The organism is Chromobacterium paludis, from assembly GCF_008275125.1.
In the GTDB taxonomy this organism is placed as follows: domain Bacteria; phylum Pseudomonadota; class Gammaproteobacteria; order Burkholderiales; family Chromobacteriaceae; genus Chromobacterium; species Chromobacterium paludis.
The window spans coordinates 2,481,567-2,496,406 of the sequence record NZ_CP043473.1 but is presented as its reverse complement, the minus strand read 5'-3'; the positions used below and the strand labels follow the sequence as shown (position 1 = coordinate 2,496,406).

Below are 14,840 nucleotides of genomic sequence, written 5' to 3'. Positions count from 1 at the left end.
TATTTTAGCGGGATTTTTCCGATCAGACGTTCCGGCATCGTCCGCCTGATGTCCAACGCACTCTACCGGGGCCGTTTCGCCCCCAGTCCCACAGGCCTGCTGCATGCGGGTTCGCTCAGCACGGCAGTCGGCAGCTATCTTGAGGCGCGCAGCCGCGGCGGCCAATGGCTGTTGCGCATGGAGGACCTGGATCCGCCGCGCGAGGTGCCCGGCGCGGCCGATGATATTTTGCGCACGCTGGATGCGTTTGGCTTTGAATGGGATGGCGAGGTGACGTATCAAAGCCGGCGCCATGATCTGTACCGCCAGGCGCTGCGGCAGTTGATCGGTTCCGGGCGGGCTTACGCCTGTTGCTGCACGCGCAAGGAGATCGCCGCGGCGGCGCGGCGGGGGCTGGATGGCTATGTCTATCCTGGCACCTGCCGCGATGGCTGTCCGGGTGGACGGGAAGGCCGGGCCTGGCGCCTGCGGGCGCCAGAGGGCGACTGTCTGGTGCGCGACAGGCTGCAGGGGGAGTACCGACAGGATTTGGCGCGCGATATCGGCGATTTCGTGCTGCTGCGCGCCGACGGCTTCTGGGCCTATCAACTGGCGGTGGTGGTGGACGACGCGGAGCAGGGCATTACCGATATCGTGCGCGGCGCCGACCTGCTGGTGTCCACGCCGCGGCAGGTGGCCGTGTACGAGGCTTTGGGCCTGCCGGCCCCGGACTATTGCCATCTGCCGGTGTTGACCAATGCGGCAGGGGAAAAACTGTCCAAACAAACACTGGCGCCTGCCATTGCCCGCGAAGACGCTGCCAGCCAGTTGCGCGAGGCCTTGTCCCGACTGGGACATATTCCTCCAGACGAATGCGCCACGCTGGACGAGCTGTGGGCCTGGGCTCGCCTGAATTGGTCCTTGCAGCGGGTGCCGCGGGGGCCTTTGACCTTGCCTGCGGCGGTTTTCTGATTTCATTTGCATAAACTGCTGATCGCGCAAGAATTTCTGTAAAGAAATTCGACAACGCGACATGTTTTTACGTCAAATCTGTGTTCTAATGCGCCCTTTTTTTGGCGCGGCCCAGCGATCCATGACGCCCGGCAATCCGGCTTCGACTATGTTGAAGCCATGATCCGGCGGTTCATCGCCTGTTCCGTTTGCCTCATGCATGGGCGCCCGGCCCGATTGGCCGGCGCGCGGTTTTCCTTCGCGATGGAGAATCAGGTTTGAGCGAAAACAGTTCCTCCCCCAAGAAAGGCTCGCTCGGAGTCTGGATGTGCACCGCCCTGGTGGTGGGCAATATGATAGGGTCCGGCGTGTTTCTGCTGCCGGCATCATTGGCGCCCTTTGGCGGCATTTCGCTGCTGGGTTGGATTTTGACGGCGGGCGGCGCCATTTGCCTGGCGTTGGTGTTCGCGCGCCTGTCCGCCATTCTGCCGCGCGAAGGCGGGCCTTACGCCTATATCCATGCCGGTTTCGGCGACTTCGCCGGTTTCTGGATCGCCTGGGGCTATTGGATCGCGCTATGGGCCGGCAATGCCGCGCTGGCGGTGGCGGCCACCAGTTATATGCAGGTTTTCTTCCCGGTTCTGGGGCATAGCGAATTGCTGGCCGGCGCTTTCGCCATCGGCCTGATCTGGGTCGTCACCTGGATCAACAGCCGCGGCGCGCACAGCTCCGGCGTCGTCGCGGTGGTGACCACGCTGCTCAAGCTCTTGCCCCTGGCCGCGGTAACCTTCATCGGTTTCTTCCACATGCATCCGGAAAATCTGGCCTTCAATCCGCATGGCAAGCCCTTGTTGCCCTCATTGTCCGCCACCATGGCGTTGACGCTGTGGGCCTTCCTGGGCCTGGAGTCGGCCTCGGTGCCGGCGGGCGACGTGGATCAGCCCGAGAAGACCATTCCGCGCGCCACGGTGATAGGCACGCTGCTGGCCACCGTGCTTTACATCTTGTCCACCATCTCCTTGATGGGGCTGATGCCGTCCGACACGCTGGCCGCCTCGCAAGCGCCGTTCGCCGACGCCGCCAAGCTGATGTGGGGCGATTGGGGTTATTGGGTGGTCGGTTTCGGCGCCGTGGTGTCGTGCTTCGGCGCGCTGAACGGCTGGAGCCTGATGCAGGCGCACGTGCCGGCCGCCGCGGCCAAAGATGGTTTGTTCCCCCGCCGCTTCAACCAGCGCAACGCGGCCGGGGTGCCCATCTTCGGCCTGGTGCTGTCCAGTTCTCTGGTGACCATACTGATGGCGATGAAGTACGCGGGCGGGGATAGCGGGGTGAAGATTTTTGAATTCATCATCCTGCTGGCCACTGCCACCACCTTGCTGCCTTACGCCTTCTGCTCGATGGCGCTGATCGCCATCATGCTGATGCGCGGCAAAGCGTTCGCGCCCAAGGATTATGTCGCGCCGGGAGTTTTCGCCGGGATAGGCTTTATCTATTCCTTATGGGCCTTGTATGGTTCCGGCGCCGACATCGTGATGTGGGGCATGCTGCTCTTGCTGCTGGGCCTGCCGATTTATGTGTGGCAGCTCAAGGAGCGCCACGCCGCCGATTGAGCCGCGGGATGGATAGGAACTAAAGCGCAGCGCGTCAGCCTGCGCTTTTTTCGTTTTCGAATATATATTATGAATTAATCGGCGCGAATGTTTTCTTTGAAAAACATTTTTGCTGACTGTTTCATGTCGAAATAAACACGGCTTGCCAAGGCGGGGACATCGCCACCATAATCGCCGGGTCATACAGGAGAGAGCGGCTCTGGGCCGCCGCCGAAGGCGCAAGCGCACCCGCTAATCGCTCAGGCAAAAGGACTGTATCATCAGGTTGGCGGCTGCCGGCCTGCGCAATCTGGAGAGCGGCGCCCGCGCGGCGCCCACCGAAGGGGCTAACGGCTTATCCGGCCGGAAAATCTCAGGTGCAGGGACAGAGGGGTGTGGTTGATGAGGCTATCCACACTTTTCTCTAAGGAACCGCGCCATGACGGCCCCGAAACGTACCCCGCTGTTTGATGCCCATATCGCCGCCGGCGCCAAGATGGTCGATTTCGCCGGTTGGGAAATGCCCATCCATTACGGTTCCCAGCTGAAAGAGCATGAAATCGTGCGCAGCGACGCCGGCATGTTCGACGTGTCCCACATGACGGTGGTCGACATCACCGGTTCCGACGCCAAGGCCTGGCTGCAAAAGCTGATCGCCAACGACGTGGCCAAGCTCGGCTTCGAAGGCAAGGCGCTGTATTCCGGCATGCTGACCCCGCAGGGCACCGTTGTCGACGACCTCATCGTCTATCTCACTTCCTACGGCTACCGCATGGTGGTCAACGCCGGCACTACCGAAAAAGACCTGGCCTGGATGGAAAGCCAGAAGGCTGGTTTCGATGTGGCGCTGAAGGTGCGCCGCGACCTGGCGATGCTGGCGGTGCAAGGCCCGCAAGCCATAGACAAAGTCTGCGCCGTCAAGCCGGAGCTGGCCGAGGCCATCCGCGCGCTCAAAGTGTTCCAAGGCCTGCCGCAGGGCGAGTGGTTCTACGCTCGCACCGGCTATACCGGCGAAGACGGTTTGGAAATCATGATCCCGGCCGATCAGGCCATCGCCTTCTTCAATCAATTGCAAGCCGTGGGCGTCGCGCCCATCGGCCTGGGCGCGCGCGACACGCTGCGCCTGGAAGCCGGCATGAATCTGTACGGCCACGACATGGACGAAACCGTGTCGCCGCTGGAAGCCGGCATGGGCTGGACCATCGCCTGGGAGCCGGCCGAGCGCAAATTCAACGGCCGCGAGGCGCTGGAAGCGCAAAAGGCCGCCGGCGTGAAGATGAAGCAAGTCGGCTTGGTGCTGGAAGGCCGCGGCGTATTGCGCGAAGGCCTGAAGGTAGTGGTGGAGGGCGTGGGCGAAGGCGTGATCACCAGCGGCACCTTCTCGCCCACCTTGAAACACTCCATCGCCATCGCCCGCGTGCCGGCCGCCACCGGCGCCACCGCCCAGGTGGACCTGCGCGGCACGCTGACCGATGTGCGCGTGGTGAAGATGCCCTTTGTCCGCAACGGCAAGAAAGTATTCGAATAAACCGGCAGGCGCCTCGCGCCGCCATCCCCGATCATAGCTAGGACTGGAGAAACCGAGATGAGCAACATCCCCGCCGAACTGAAGTACGTTGAAAGCCACGAATGGCTGCGCCTGGAAGCCGACGGCTCCGTGACCGTGGGCATCACCGCGCACGCGCAGGAACTGCTGGGCGACATCGTGTTCGTCGAGTTGCCGAAAGTGGGCGCCGCGCTGGCCAAGGATGAGCAGGCTGGCGTGGTGGAGTCGGTGAAAGCCGCTTCCGACGTCTACTGCCCGATCGCCGGCGAAGTGCTGGAGGTGAACGCCGAGCTGGAAGGCACGCCGGATCTGGCCAATACCGATCCGTATGGCGACGGCTGGTTCTTCAAGATCAAGCCGGCCAACGCCGCGGAGCTGGACGGCCTGATGGACGCCGCCGCCTACGCCAAGGAAATCGGCGCCTGATGTGATACGCCCCTTAGTCGCAAGACACAGGGGCGTTTGTTTTTTAGCCACGAAAACCACGAAAAGACACAAAAGATAACAGTAAGCCTATTCCGGCTTTTCTCAGGGTGAGCGGCTTTTCGGCTGCTCATCAGGCGTTCGTGTCCTTTCGTGGTTTTCGTGGCAAAAGAAAGGTTTTGTATGTCTCTTGCCGAACTCTTCAACCGTCACGAATTCATCGCCCGCCACATCGGCCCGTCCGACGCCGAGCGCGCCGAGATGCTGGCCGCCGTCGGCGCGCCGTCCATCGATGCCTTGGTCGACCAGACCCTGCCGGCCGACATCCGCCTGAACCGCCGCCTGGAGCTGCCGTCGCCGCAGCCGGAAGCCGAGGCGCTGGCCGCCCTGAAGGCCGTCGCCGCCAAGAACGTGGTCAACAAGTCCTTCATCGGCCTGGGTTATTACCCGGTGCTGACGCCCGCCGTCATCCTGCGCAATGTGCTGGAAAATCCGGGCTGGTACACCGCCTACACCCCGTACCAGGCCGAAATCGCCCAGGGCCGCCTGGAAGCGCTGCTGAACTTCCAGCAAATGGTCATCGACCTGACCGGCCTGGAAATGGCCAACGCCTCCCTGCTGGACGAAGCCACCGCCGCCGCCGAGGCGATGGCGATGGCCAAGCGCGTGTCCAAGTCCAAGTCCGTCAGCTTCTTCGTCGACAGCCGCGTGCTGCCGCAGACGCTGGACGTGATGAAGACTCGCGCCAAATACTTTGGCTTCGAGCTGGTGTCCGGCCATCCGGAAGAGGCTGGCAATGGCGACTACTTCGGCGCCTTGTTCCAGTATCCGGGCGAGGCGGGCGACCTTATCGACCTGACGCCGCACATCGCCGCGATCAAGGCCAAGGGCGGCGTGGTCGCCGTCGCCGCCGACGTGATGGCGCTGGTGGCGCTGAAGTCGCCGGGTGAGATGGGCGCCGACATCGCGCTGGGCAATACCCAGCGCTTCGGTGTGCCCATGGGCTTTGGCGGCCCGCACGCGGCTTACTTCGCGTTCAAGGACGAGATGAAGCGCTCGGCGCCGGGCCGCATCATCGGCGTCTCCATCGACGCCAAGGGCAAAACCGCGCTGCGCATGGCGCTGCAAACCCGCGAGCAGCACATCCGCCGCGAAAAGGCCAATTCCAACATCTGCACCAGCCAGGTGCTGCTGGCCAATATCGCCGGCCTGTACGCCGTTTACCATGGCGCGGAAGGCGTGCAGCGCATCGCCGCCCGCATCCACCGCCTGGCGGCCATCTTCGCCCACGCGGTGCAAGCTGCGGGCGGCAAGCTGGTGTTCGACCGTTTCTTCGACACCGTGCAAGTGGACGCGCCCAAGGCTGACGCCATCTACGCCGCGGCGCTGGCCGCAGGCTACAATCTGCGCCGCGTCGGCAAGACCGTGCTGGGCGTGGCCTTCCACGAAGCCGCCACCGAGGCCGACCTGGCCAAGCTGATCGAGCTGTTCACCGGCAAGCCGGCGGACATCGCCCAGCTTGACGCTGCCGCCCAGGATGCGATTCCGGCTGCGCTGAAGCGCGAGTCGGCCATCCTGACCCATCCGGTGTTCAATACCCACCATAGCGAGCATGAGATGCTGCGCTATATGAAGAAGCTGGAAAACCGCGACCTGGCGATGAACCACTCGATGATCTCGCTGGGCAGCTGCACCATGAAGCTGAACGCCACCAGCGAGATGATTCCGATCACCTGGCCGGAATTCGCCAATATGCACCCGTTCGCGCCGCGCGAGCAGACCGTGGGTTATCTGGAGCTGATCGAAGGCCTGCAGACGCAGCTGAAGGCGATCACCGGCTTCGACGCCATCTCCATGCAGCCCAACTCCGGCGCCCAGGGCGAGTACGCCGGCCTGCTGGCCATCAGCCGTTACCATGAGTCGCGCGGCGAAGGCCATCGCAATATCTGCCTGATTCCGCAATCGGCGCACGGCACCAACCCGGCCACCGCGCAGATGATGAATATGCAGGTGGTGGTGGTGAAGTGCGACGAGGCCGGCAACGTCGACGTGGCCGATCTGAAGGCCAAGGCCGAACAGCATGCCGCCAACCTGGCCGCGTTGATGATCACCTATCCGTCCACCCACGGCGTGTTCGAGCAGGGCATCAAAGAGATCTGCGAGATCGTCCACGCCCACGGCGGCCAGGTGTATATGGACGGCGCCAACCTCAACGCGCAGGTGGGCCTGACCCGTCCGGCCGACATCGGCGCCGACGTGTCGCACATGAATCTGCACAAGACCTTCTGCATCCCGCACGGCGGCGGCGGACCGGGCATGGGCCCGATCGGCCTCAAGGCCCACTTGGCGCCGTTCATGGCCAACCACGTGGTGGCTTCGGTGCCGGGCGCGGTAGAAGGCCAGAGCGCGGTGTCCGCCGCGCCGTTCGGCTCCGCCTCCATCCTGCCCATCTCGTATATGTACATCGCGATGATGGGCGCGGAAGGCATGAAGCAGGCGACGGAAAACGCGCTGTTGTCGGCCAACTATCTGGCCACCCGCCTGGCCGAACACTTCCCGGTGCTGTACACCGGCGCCAACGGCCGCGTGGCCCACGAGTGCATCATCGATCTGCGCCCGCTGAAGGCCGCCTCCGGCGTGACCGAAGTGGACGTGGCCAAGCGCCTGATGGACTACGGCTTCCACGCCCCGACCATGAGCTTCCCGGTGCCGGGCACCTTGATGATCGAACCGACCGAGTCCGAGCCCAAGGCCGAGCTGGACCGCTTCATCGCCGCGATGGCCGCCATCCGCGCCGAGATCGACCAGGTGCAGAACGGCGTGTGGCCGGCGGACAACAACCCGCTGGTCAACGCGCCGCACAGCAAGGCCGATATCGCCGGCGACTGGAACCGTCCGTACAGCCGCGAGCAGGGCCTGTTCCCGTTGCCTTACGTGCTGGAAAACAAGTTCTGGCCGAGCGTGAACCGCATTGACGACGTCTACGGTGACCGCAACGTGGTGTGCAGCTGCCCGAGCACGGAAAGCTATATGTAAGCCTGGTGCCTGTTTGTTTACCACCCCGCCTGGCGACCGCCGGCGGGGTTTTTTCTTGGCTAGCGTAAGAAATTAGGTGTAATTACTTAGTATGTATATCTAAGTAGTCATACTTTCCCATGCGAACTATTACTAGGTAGTAGTTTCCGCCTGCGGACGATGGCCGGGCGTTGGCGGCATTTTGGAGTAGTCAACGAGCAGGGGTAAGACAATGGGCGCTGCTGATTTTGATGCTTTCTATCGCGACAATGCATCGTTTTATGGAGACAGGCCCGCCCTGTCTCTGATTTATTATCTGGACAAATACAATGTGCAAGGTGGCGGCTTGGGCCTGGACTTGGGCTGTGGCCAGGGACGCAACGCGTTGTTTTTGGCGGAGCGCGGTTTTTCCATGTGCGGCATGGACCAGTCCGCGGAGGCGATTGCCACGCTGGGCGAGCGCGCCGACAAGCTGCATCTGGATGTCTGCGGCAGGGTGGCGGATCTGGGCAATTCGGCGCAAGTGGACATCAAGCCGCGCACCTACCGCATTATCGTGGCTTACACGCTGCTGGATCATCTGGATCCGACGGCTGGCGAATGCCTGGCTGAGGCCATGATGGAGGGGCTGGTGCCGGGGGGCTTTCTGTTTGTTTCGGTCTTCCTGCGGGACGATCCCGGATGTTGCGGCAGAGGCGGCCGCGCCAGCGAGACCGCCGCCTACATCCGGCATTATTACCAGCCGGGTGAATTGAGGCGGCAATTCGGGGCGCTGGAGCCGCTCGCCTATCAGGAAGAATATGCCCTGGACCTGAGTCACGGCTGGGCGCATCACCACAGCATGGCTAGGCTGTTCGCGCGCAAACCGACGCATTGAATGGCGGAGTGGAGGAAGAAGCAGGGCGCGTGCCCTGCTTTTTTGCGAGCGCCGGCCGATTAGGACAATATCATTGAGTGGGGTGCAAAATACCAGCGGCGAGAGGCCGGGGTTTGCTACAATTGCAAACCCCGCCGGTGTGCCGGCGGGCAGAATTTTTGATGAATAAATAAAAGGTTAACGGCAATCATGCCGACTATGAACGTCATTTCCTGGCAGGGAGACAATTTGCCGATGCTGGAGGCCCTCAGCCTTCCGGTATGGGTGTTTGACATCGACAGCAAGCGCGTGTTTTGGGCCAACGATGCCGCACTGGAGGTCTGGGGGGCCGAGAGCCTGCAAGAGCTGCGCGCTCGCGAGATGTCGCAAGACATGTCGGTCTCCGTCGCGCAGCGGCTGAGCCAGTACCAACAGGATTTCGAGCGGGACAATGCCGTTTTCACCGAAAGCTGGACGCTTTACCCCAAGGGCGTGCCGCGCCTGCTGAAGGTGGTTTTTCGCGGCATCCGCGTGGACGGGAAAATGATGATGTTCTGCGAGGCGCAGAACACTTTGTCCGTCGATCCCACCACCCTGCGCAGCGCCGAGGCGCTGATGCATACCTCGATGATGGTGACGCTGTACGATTCCGCCGGCATGGTGTTGTACCGCAATCCGTCCGCGCGCGCCAAGGTGGCGTATTCCAGCGAAACCTGGCGTCAACACTTCATCCATGACGGCGACTGGCAGGCGCTGCAGCAGGGCGTGGCCGCCGCTGGCGAAGCGCGGCAACTGGCCCAGGTGCATACGCGCCAAGGCATGCGTTGGCATGAGATCGCGGTGCGGGCCTGCCACGACGGCGTGTCGGGTCAGGAGGCGCTGTTGGTGACGGAAGTCGACATCACGGACCTGAAGCATGCGGAGGCTCGCGCCAGCTTCCTGGCCAATCATGACGTACTGACCGGCCTGCCCAACCGCAACGGCATCCGCAGCGAACTGCTGCCTTATTTGCAGCAAGCGCTGCGTGATGGGCGCCAGGTGGCGCTGATGTTCATCGACCTGGACCGTTTCAAGAACGTCAATGATTCGCTGGGCCACGCCAGCGGCGACGAGATGCTGATCCGCATGAGCGGCCGCCTGTCGCAGTTGCTGGGCCATGACGAGAAGGTGGCGCGGCTGGGCGGCGACGAGTTTTTGGTGATGCTGGCCGCTTCCGATGTGGCGCAACGCGCGGAAGCGCTGGGGCGGCGCATACTGGAAAGCCTGTCCAAGCCGATGCGGCTGGGCGGCATGGATGTCAGCGTGTCCGCCTCCATCGGCATCAGCATCTGTGGCGAGGGGCGGCTGGACATCGAGATGATGATGCGCCACGCCGATCTGGCCATGTACGCGGCCAAGGATGCCGGCCGCAACAGCCTGATGTTCTTCGCGCCCTCGCTGGAGGATCGCAGCCAGGCGCAGCTGGCGCAGGAGCGCGATATCCGCCGCGGCCTGGACAGCGGCGAGTTTGTTGCATACTTCCAGCCGCGCGTCGACGTGGCCAGCGGCCGCATCATCGGCGCCGAGGCGCTGGCGCGCTGGCAGCACCCCATGCGCGGCGTGCTGATGCCGGACACTTTCATACCGCTATGCGAAGAGGGCGGCATGGTGCGCGAGCTGGGCAAGCAGATCCTGAGCCAGGCTACGCGCCAGCAGCGCCTGTGGCGCGAGCGCGGCTTGGACCTGATGGTCTCGGTCAATCTGTCGCCGTGCCAGTTTGTCGATCCGGCCTTGTCCGACATGGTGGAGCAGGTTCTGCGCGACAGCGGCTGCCAGCCGGAAAAGCTGGAGCTGGAAATCACCGAGTCCGTACTGCTGGGCGACGACGAACAAACCATGGCCACGCTGCAGTCGCTCTGCTCGCTGGGGGTGCGCATCGCGGTGGACGACTTTGGCACCGGCTATTCCAATCTGGCCTATCTGCAGCGCTATCCGCTGACCTCGCTGAAGATAGACCGTTCTTTCGTGGCCGATCTGGAGCGGCGGCCTGCCATCGCCGAGATGATCACCACCTTGTGCCGCATGATGGGGCTGAATATGGTGGCGGAAGGCGTGGAGACGCCGCAGCAATTGCGCTGGCTGGCGGAGCGGGGCTGTCAGGAGTACCAGGGTTTTCTGTGCAGCCCGGCGCTGCCGGCCAATCTATTCGCCCAGTTGATTTTATGAGGCGGTGAGCGGCTTATAATCTTAGCCGCATTAATTCGTTGGTTTTCGAGCGCGATTGGCTTACCCTATTGCCAAACATGCGCCTGGCATCGATCGGGCGCCGCTAGGAGAATGCCATGAAAACCTTGACCGTCGCCCTGCTGGCGGCTTGGCTGCCCTTGTCCGTGTACGCCGCCAAGCCGCTCACCGTCTGCACCGATGCCAACCCCGAAGGTTTCGACGTGGTGCAGTACAATTCCCTGGTCACCGCCAATGCCTCGGCCGATGTGCTGATGAACCGGTTGGTGGATTACGATCCCGCCAGCGGCAAGCTGCAGCCCAGCCTGGCGCGCAGCTGGGAGGCCGGCGCGGATGGGCTGAGCTACACCTTCCATCTGCGCCCCAATGTCGCCTTTCACGCCACGGATTATTTTCAGCCTACGCGCAAACTGAACGCGGACGATGTGCTGTTCACTTTCGACCGCATGCTGAACCCGGATAGTCCCTGGCATAAGACGGCGCCGGGCGGCTATCCGCATGCGCAGGCCATGCAGTTCCCCAAGCTGATCAAGTCGGTGAGCAAGCTGGATCCGCTGACCGTGCGTTTCGAACTCAATTATCCCGAAGCGACGTTTCTATCCAGCCTGACCATGGCCTTCGCCTCCATTTATTCGGCTGAGTACGCCGCGCAGCTGCAAGCCGGCGGCCGCATGGCGGATTTGAACAGCAAGCCCATCGGCACCGGGCCTTTCATTTTCAAGAGCTACGCCAAGGACGCGCTGGTGCGCTACGCGCCGAATCGGGCCTATTTTGGCGGGGCGCCCAAGGTGCCGGCGCTGATCTACGCCATCACGCCGGATGCGGGCGTGCGCCTGCAGAAGCTGCGCGCGGGCGAATGCCAGATTGCCCTGTCGCCCAAGCCGCAAGATGTGCAGGCGGCCAAAAGCGACGGCAGCCTGCAGGTGTTGCAGACGCCTGCCTTCATGACCGCCTTCGTCGCCTTCAACAGTCAGAAGAAACCGTTGGATAATCCGCTGGTGCGGCAGGCGATCAACCTGGCCTTCGACAAGGCCAGCTATTTGAAAGCGGTGTTCGGCAATACGGCCAGCGCGGCCAATCTGGTATACCCGCCCAATACCTGGAGCTACGACAAGACCATCAAGCCCTATCCCTACGACCCGGCGCGCGCCAAGCAGCTGCTGGCCAAGGCGGGCTATCCCAACGGCTTTGATGTGGACGTCTGGGTGCGGCCCAGCGGCAGCACGCTGAATCCCAGCCCCAAGACCGGTGCCGAGATGCTGCAGTCGGACCTGGCCAAGGTGGGCATCCGCCTGCGCATTCAGGTGCTGGAGTGGGGCGAGCTGATCAAGCGCGGCAAGGCAGGCGAACACCAGATGCTGTTCATGGGGTGGGCAGGCGACAACGGCGATCCGGACAACTTCCTGACGCCCCAATTTTCTTGCGCCGCCGTGCAATCGGGCACCAATTTCGCGCGCTATTGCGACCCACAGCTGGACAAGCTGATCAGCGACGGCAAGAAAACGGCCGACTTCAAGGCCCGCGGCAAGCTGTACCAGGCCGCGCAGCGCATCATCCATCAGCAAGCGTTATGGTTGCCGCTCGCCCATCCCACGGCCTATGCGCTGGCACGCCAGGGCGTGAGCGGTTTCGCGGTCAATCCCTACGGTCGAGTCAATTTTGCCGCGGTCACGCTAAAGTAAGCTGCGCTGTTTTAAAATAGAGCAGTCGCTTTTTGAGTTTGCCTTGCGGGATCGCAGAGGCATGGATAAGGCGAGAGCGTCATCATGGCGGCGGCCAGGGCGTGGACGGGCCAGACCGGCGCCGGGCTGGCGGCGTCGGGGCCACTCGGCATCTGTTTGCCTGAAGGGCCGGCTATTTTGGTAGTATGGAAGAGCGCGGGCGGCGAGATGCCGCTCGCCAGGGGAGAGAGGAACGCCGGATCGCTGGCGTGTCTAGCTTGTTCTTAGAATGTGCTCACCCTCGCTCGAAGGCGTCTTGCACGCTTGGGGCAGGGCATGGGCCGATAAACGATAAAATCAAGATGCAAACCAGACGAACACAGCAAAGCCGCAGGGAGTCCACGATAGGAAAGCTGGTGGAGGCGGCGATAGAGTGCCTGATGGAGAGCGGCTACCATGGCACCAGCGTGCAGTTGATCTGCAATCGCGCCGGCGTTTCGCAAGGCGCTTTGTTTCGCCATTTCGCCACCAAGAACGAACTGATGCTGCCGGTGGGGCGCAAGGTGGTGGACGATATCTTCGATGCCGCCCTGGCGCTGGCTGGCCAGCAAGCGCCGGGCATGCCGGAGGAGGAGCGCATCGTCGGACTGATGCGCGCGCTGGTGACGGCGCCACGCCACATCGTGCTGCTGGAATTGCTGATGGCGGCCCGCACCACGCCGGACTTGCGCGATATTTTCCTTGGCAGCGCCAGCACCTATTTCCGCGATCGCTTCGTCGCCTTGATGGCCTCGCTGTTCCCGCGTTATGCCATTTCCACCGGCTTCTTCGCCACCCTGCTGACCATGATGACCACCATGCACGGCATGGCGCTGTACCGCACGCTGGCCGAGCATCCCGAGGGCGACAAAATGCGCGAGCAATGGCTGCAGGCGGCGCTCAAGCATGAGCTGGAGCGCATCAAGCAAGAGGGCGCGGATACGCGCAATCCGGCTTACCAACTGCCTTTCTGATCCCGGCTGCTGTTGGAGAGAAACCGCTGCGCATGGCAGCGGTTTTTTGTTGCCGCGATTTTTTGTGCAGCAAAGAAAAAGACCCGCCCAGGCGGGTCTTTTCTGCATCTAGTTCGCAGGTTCTTGCGTCGAACCGTTGAATTAGAAGGTGTGAACCATGTTCAGGCCCAGAGCCTTTTGGGTGTCGGCACCCTTGAACTTCAGCTGGCCATATTGTGCGCCAACGGTGGTGCGCTTGGACAGTGCGTAGTCGGCACCCAGCAGGTATTGGTCGTAGCCGGTGTTGTCCTTGGTCACGCCAGCAACCTTCAGGTTGTCGCCGTGAGCGTAGGTGAACTTCGGAGTGATGGCGCCGAAGGTGTAATTGGCGGTCAGAGCGTACTCAACAGCCTTGGTGTCCTTGGCGGTGTAGTCGCCTTGGTAGCTAGCGTCGTCACCCTTGGATTGCTTGTAGCCCAGGCCCACGAACAGGTTGTTGGCGTTGTAGCCAACTTCCAGTTGGTGCTTGTCGGTGTTAACACCGGCAGCAGCCTTCGGAGCTTCGTGAACGTAAGCGTACTTACCGAAGAAGCCGCTGTTCTCGTAACCCAGACCCAGAATGGTGCTTTCGCGGTCGGACGGGGTGGCGGCGCCACGGGTTTCCTTCGCGCCGTATTGCAGAGCGGCGGTCAGACCCGGAACCACGGACGGCAGGTCGTAGCGTACGGAGTTCTTCAGACGGTCGCCGTCGCGGGTGAAGGTGCCCAGACCCAGGATGGAGCTGTTGTAGGTCCAGGTATCAACCACGCCCATGTCGCTGTCCAGGAAGTTGGACACGTTGCCGAAGCGCACGGTACCGAAGCCGCCTTGCAGACCCAGGAAGGAGTTGCGGTTGGCGAAGGTGCCGCTGTGGGAGCCGGTGCCGGCGGTGCCGTCGATGTTGAAGCCGGTTTCAACTTGCCAGATGGTCTTCAGGCCGTTGCCCAGGTCTTCGGAACCCTTGAAGCCGATGCGGGAACCCAGGTCGTCGATGTTGGTGACCTTGGTGGTGTTGCCACCCTTGTCCAGGTTTTCCACGCCAGCCTTGATGGCGCCGTAGATGGTTACGTCAGCGAAAGCGGCGGCCGGCATAGCGGCTACCAGCAGGGCGATCAGACTCTTTTTCATGGTCAAGTCATCCTTATTTAGGTTTAGGAATGTGAGCAAATGCTATTGGCTGGGTTGTGGAAATGCAACTAAGGGCGGCTAAAACTGTTGCTGATGAGCAACTATTGTCACATTTTTGCCGCTACAATTTTCATTTTATGTCGTGGTAAGCTATTGAATTGTCTTGGTTTGTATTGAGCATCCAACGGGTGGTGCCTGCTGTTGCAAAAATACATCAAAGACTTATATTCAGTAATGACGGGCTTGTTGGCGGATGGTTGGTGGGCAGTTGGCGAAAAAAAAAGCCCGCTTTGTCGAGCGGGCTTAAAAATCAACGTGACTTGAAGTGAATCCAGGCGGTTGCGGATTGCATCTACTTGAATTCGCTTCCGAACATTCTAATAGAAAGCATGAACTATGTAAATTGAGCAAATGCTCTGGATTTATCTGGTTTTTGTG

The 14,840-nt window shown here is 61.9% G+C and carries 10 protein-coding genes and 2 riboswitches; of the genes, 9 read left to right on the top strand and 1 reads right to left on the bottom strand.

Annotated elements, in window-relative coordinates; all coding sequences use genetic code 11:
* The first annotated feature begins 48 nt into the window (after positions 1 to 48).
* The 9 genes from gluQRS (at position 49) to FYK34_RS11550 (ending at position 13,256) form a co-directional block, all read left to right on the top strand.
* Positions 49 to 951 carry a tRNA glutamyl-Q(34) synthetase GluQRS gene (gene gluQRS, locus FYK34_RS11590; protein WP_149296633.1) on the top strand — a complete coding sequence of 301 codons (903 nt, stop codon included), beginning with the start codon at positions 49 to 51 and terminating at the stop codon, positions 949 to 951.
* A 305-nt stretch (positions 952 to 1,256) separates the two neighbouring features.
* On the top strand, positions 1,257 to 2,540 hold the full coding sequence (locus FYK34_RS11585; RefSeq protein ID WP_168209723.1) for an amino acid permease: 1,284 nt from the start codon (positions 1,257 to 1,259) through the stop codon (positions 2,538 to 2,540).
* Positions 2,541 to 2,714: 174 nt separating this feature from the next.
* A riboswitch (glycine riboswitch) is annotated at positions 2,715 to 2,805 on the top strand.
* Between the two features lie 14 nt (positions 2,806 to 2,819).
* A riboswitch (glycine riboswitch) is annotated at positions 2,820 to 2,918 on the top strand.
* A 40-nt stretch (positions 2,919 to 2,958) separates the two neighbouring features.
* Positions 2,959 to 4,047, top strand: coding sequence for a glycine cleavage system aminomethyltransferase GcvT (gene gcvT, locus FYK34_RS11580; protein WP_149296629.1), 1,089 nt, complete (start codon positions 2,959 to 2,961; stop codon positions 4,045 to 4,047).
* Positions 4,048 to 4,104: 57 nt separating this feature from the next.
* Positions 4,105 to 4,491, top strand: a complete 387-nt coding sequence (gene gcvH, locus FYK34_RS11575; RefSeq protein WP_149296627.1) for a glycine cleavage system protein GcvH — start codon at positions 4,105 to 4,107, stop codon at positions 4,489 to 4,491.
* A gap of 180 nt (positions 4,492 to 4,671) precedes the next feature.
* The gene (gene gcvP, locus FYK34_RS11570; RefSeq protein ID WP_149296624.1) at positions 4,672 to 7,524 is read left to right on the top strand and encodes an aminomethyl-transferring glycine dehydrogenase; all 2,853 of its coding nucleotides are present in this window, start codon (positions 4,672 to 4,674) and stop codon (positions 7,522 to 7,524) included.
* Positions 7,525 to 7,735: 211 nt separating this feature from the next.
* Positions 7,736 to 8,380, top strand: a complete 645-nt coding sequence (locus FYK34_RS11565) for a class I SAM-dependent methyltransferase (RefSeq protein WP_149296622.1) — start codon at positions 7,736 to 7,738, stop codon at positions 8,378 to 8,380.
* 234 nt (positions 8,381 to 8,614) lie between these two features.
* On the top strand, positions 8,615 to 10,564 hold the full coding sequence (locus FYK34_RS11560) for a putative bifunctional diguanylate cyclase/phosphodiesterase (protein WP_231137249.1): 1,950 nt from the start codon (positions 8,615 to 8,617) through the stop codon (positions 10,562 to 10,564).
* 116 nt (positions 10,565 to 10,680) lie between these two features.
* A complete protein-coding gene (locus tag FYK34_RS11555) occupies positions 10,681 to 12,264 on the top strand; it encodes an ABC transporter substrate-binding protein (RefSeq protein WP_149296618.1) in 1,584 nt (527 codons plus the stop codon).
* 341 nt (positions 12,265 to 12,605) lie between these two features.
* Complete coding sequence (locus FYK34_RS11550; protein ID WP_168209722.1) at positions 12,606 to 13,256, top strand: TetR/AcrR family transcriptional regulator; 651 nt, start codon at positions 12,606 to 12,608, stop codon at positions 13,254 to 13,256.
* 141 nt (positions 13,257 to 13,397) lie between these two features.
* On the opposite strand, the gene FYK34_RS11545 is transcribed toward FYK34_RS11550, so the two are convergent.
* Positions 13,398 to 14,402: a porin gene (locus tag FYK34_RS11545; protein WP_149296614.1), complete on the bottom strand. Its 1,005-nt coding sequence runs from the start codon at positions 14,400 to 14,402 to the stop codon at positions 13,398 to 13,400.
* Positions 14,403 to 14,840: the final 438 nt, after the last annotated feature.

Excerpts from the sequence above, each read along its gene's own strand:
- FYK34_RS11555 (WP_149296618.1), top strand. The coding sequence starts at position 10,681 with ATGAAAACCTTGACCGTCGCCCTGCTGGCGGCTTGGCTGCCCTTGTCC.
- FYK34_RS11585 (WP_168209723.1), top strand. The coding sequence starts at position 1,257 with ATGTGCACCGCCCTGGTGGTGGGCAATATGATAGGGTCCGGCGTGTTT.
- FYK34_RS11545 (WP_149296614.1), bottom strand. The coding sequence starts at position 14,402 with ATGAAAAAGAGTCTGATCGCCCTGCTGGTAGCCGCTATGCCGGCCGCC.
- FYK34_RS11565 (WP_149296622.1), top strand. The coding sequence starts at position 7,736 with ATGGGCGCTGCTGATTTTGATGCTTTCTATCGCGACAATGCATCGTTT.
- gcvH (WP_149296627.1), top strand. The coding sequence starts at position 4,105 with ATGAGCAACATCCCCGCCGAACTGAAGTACGTTGAAAGCCACGAATGG.
- gcvT (WP_149296629.1), top strand. The coding sequence starts at position 2,959 with ATGACGGCCCCGAAACGTACCCCGCTGTTTGATGCCCATATCGCCGCC.
- gluQRS (WP_149296633.1), top strand. The coding sequence starts at position 49 with ATGTCCAACGCACTCTACCGGGGCCGTTTCGCCCCCAGTCCCACAGGC.
- gcvP (WP_149296624.1), top strand. The coding sequence starts at position 4,672 with ATGTCTCTTGCCGAACTCTTCAACCGTCACGAATTCATCGCCCGCCAC.
- FYK34_RS11550 (WP_168209722.1), top strand. The coding sequence starts at position 12,606 with ATGCAAACCAGACGAACACAGCAAAGCCGCAGGGAGTCCACGATAGGA.
- FYK34_RS11560 (WP_231137249.1), top strand. The coding sequence starts at position 8,615 with ATGCTGGAGGCCCTCAGCCTTCCGGTATGGGTGTTTGACATCGACAGC.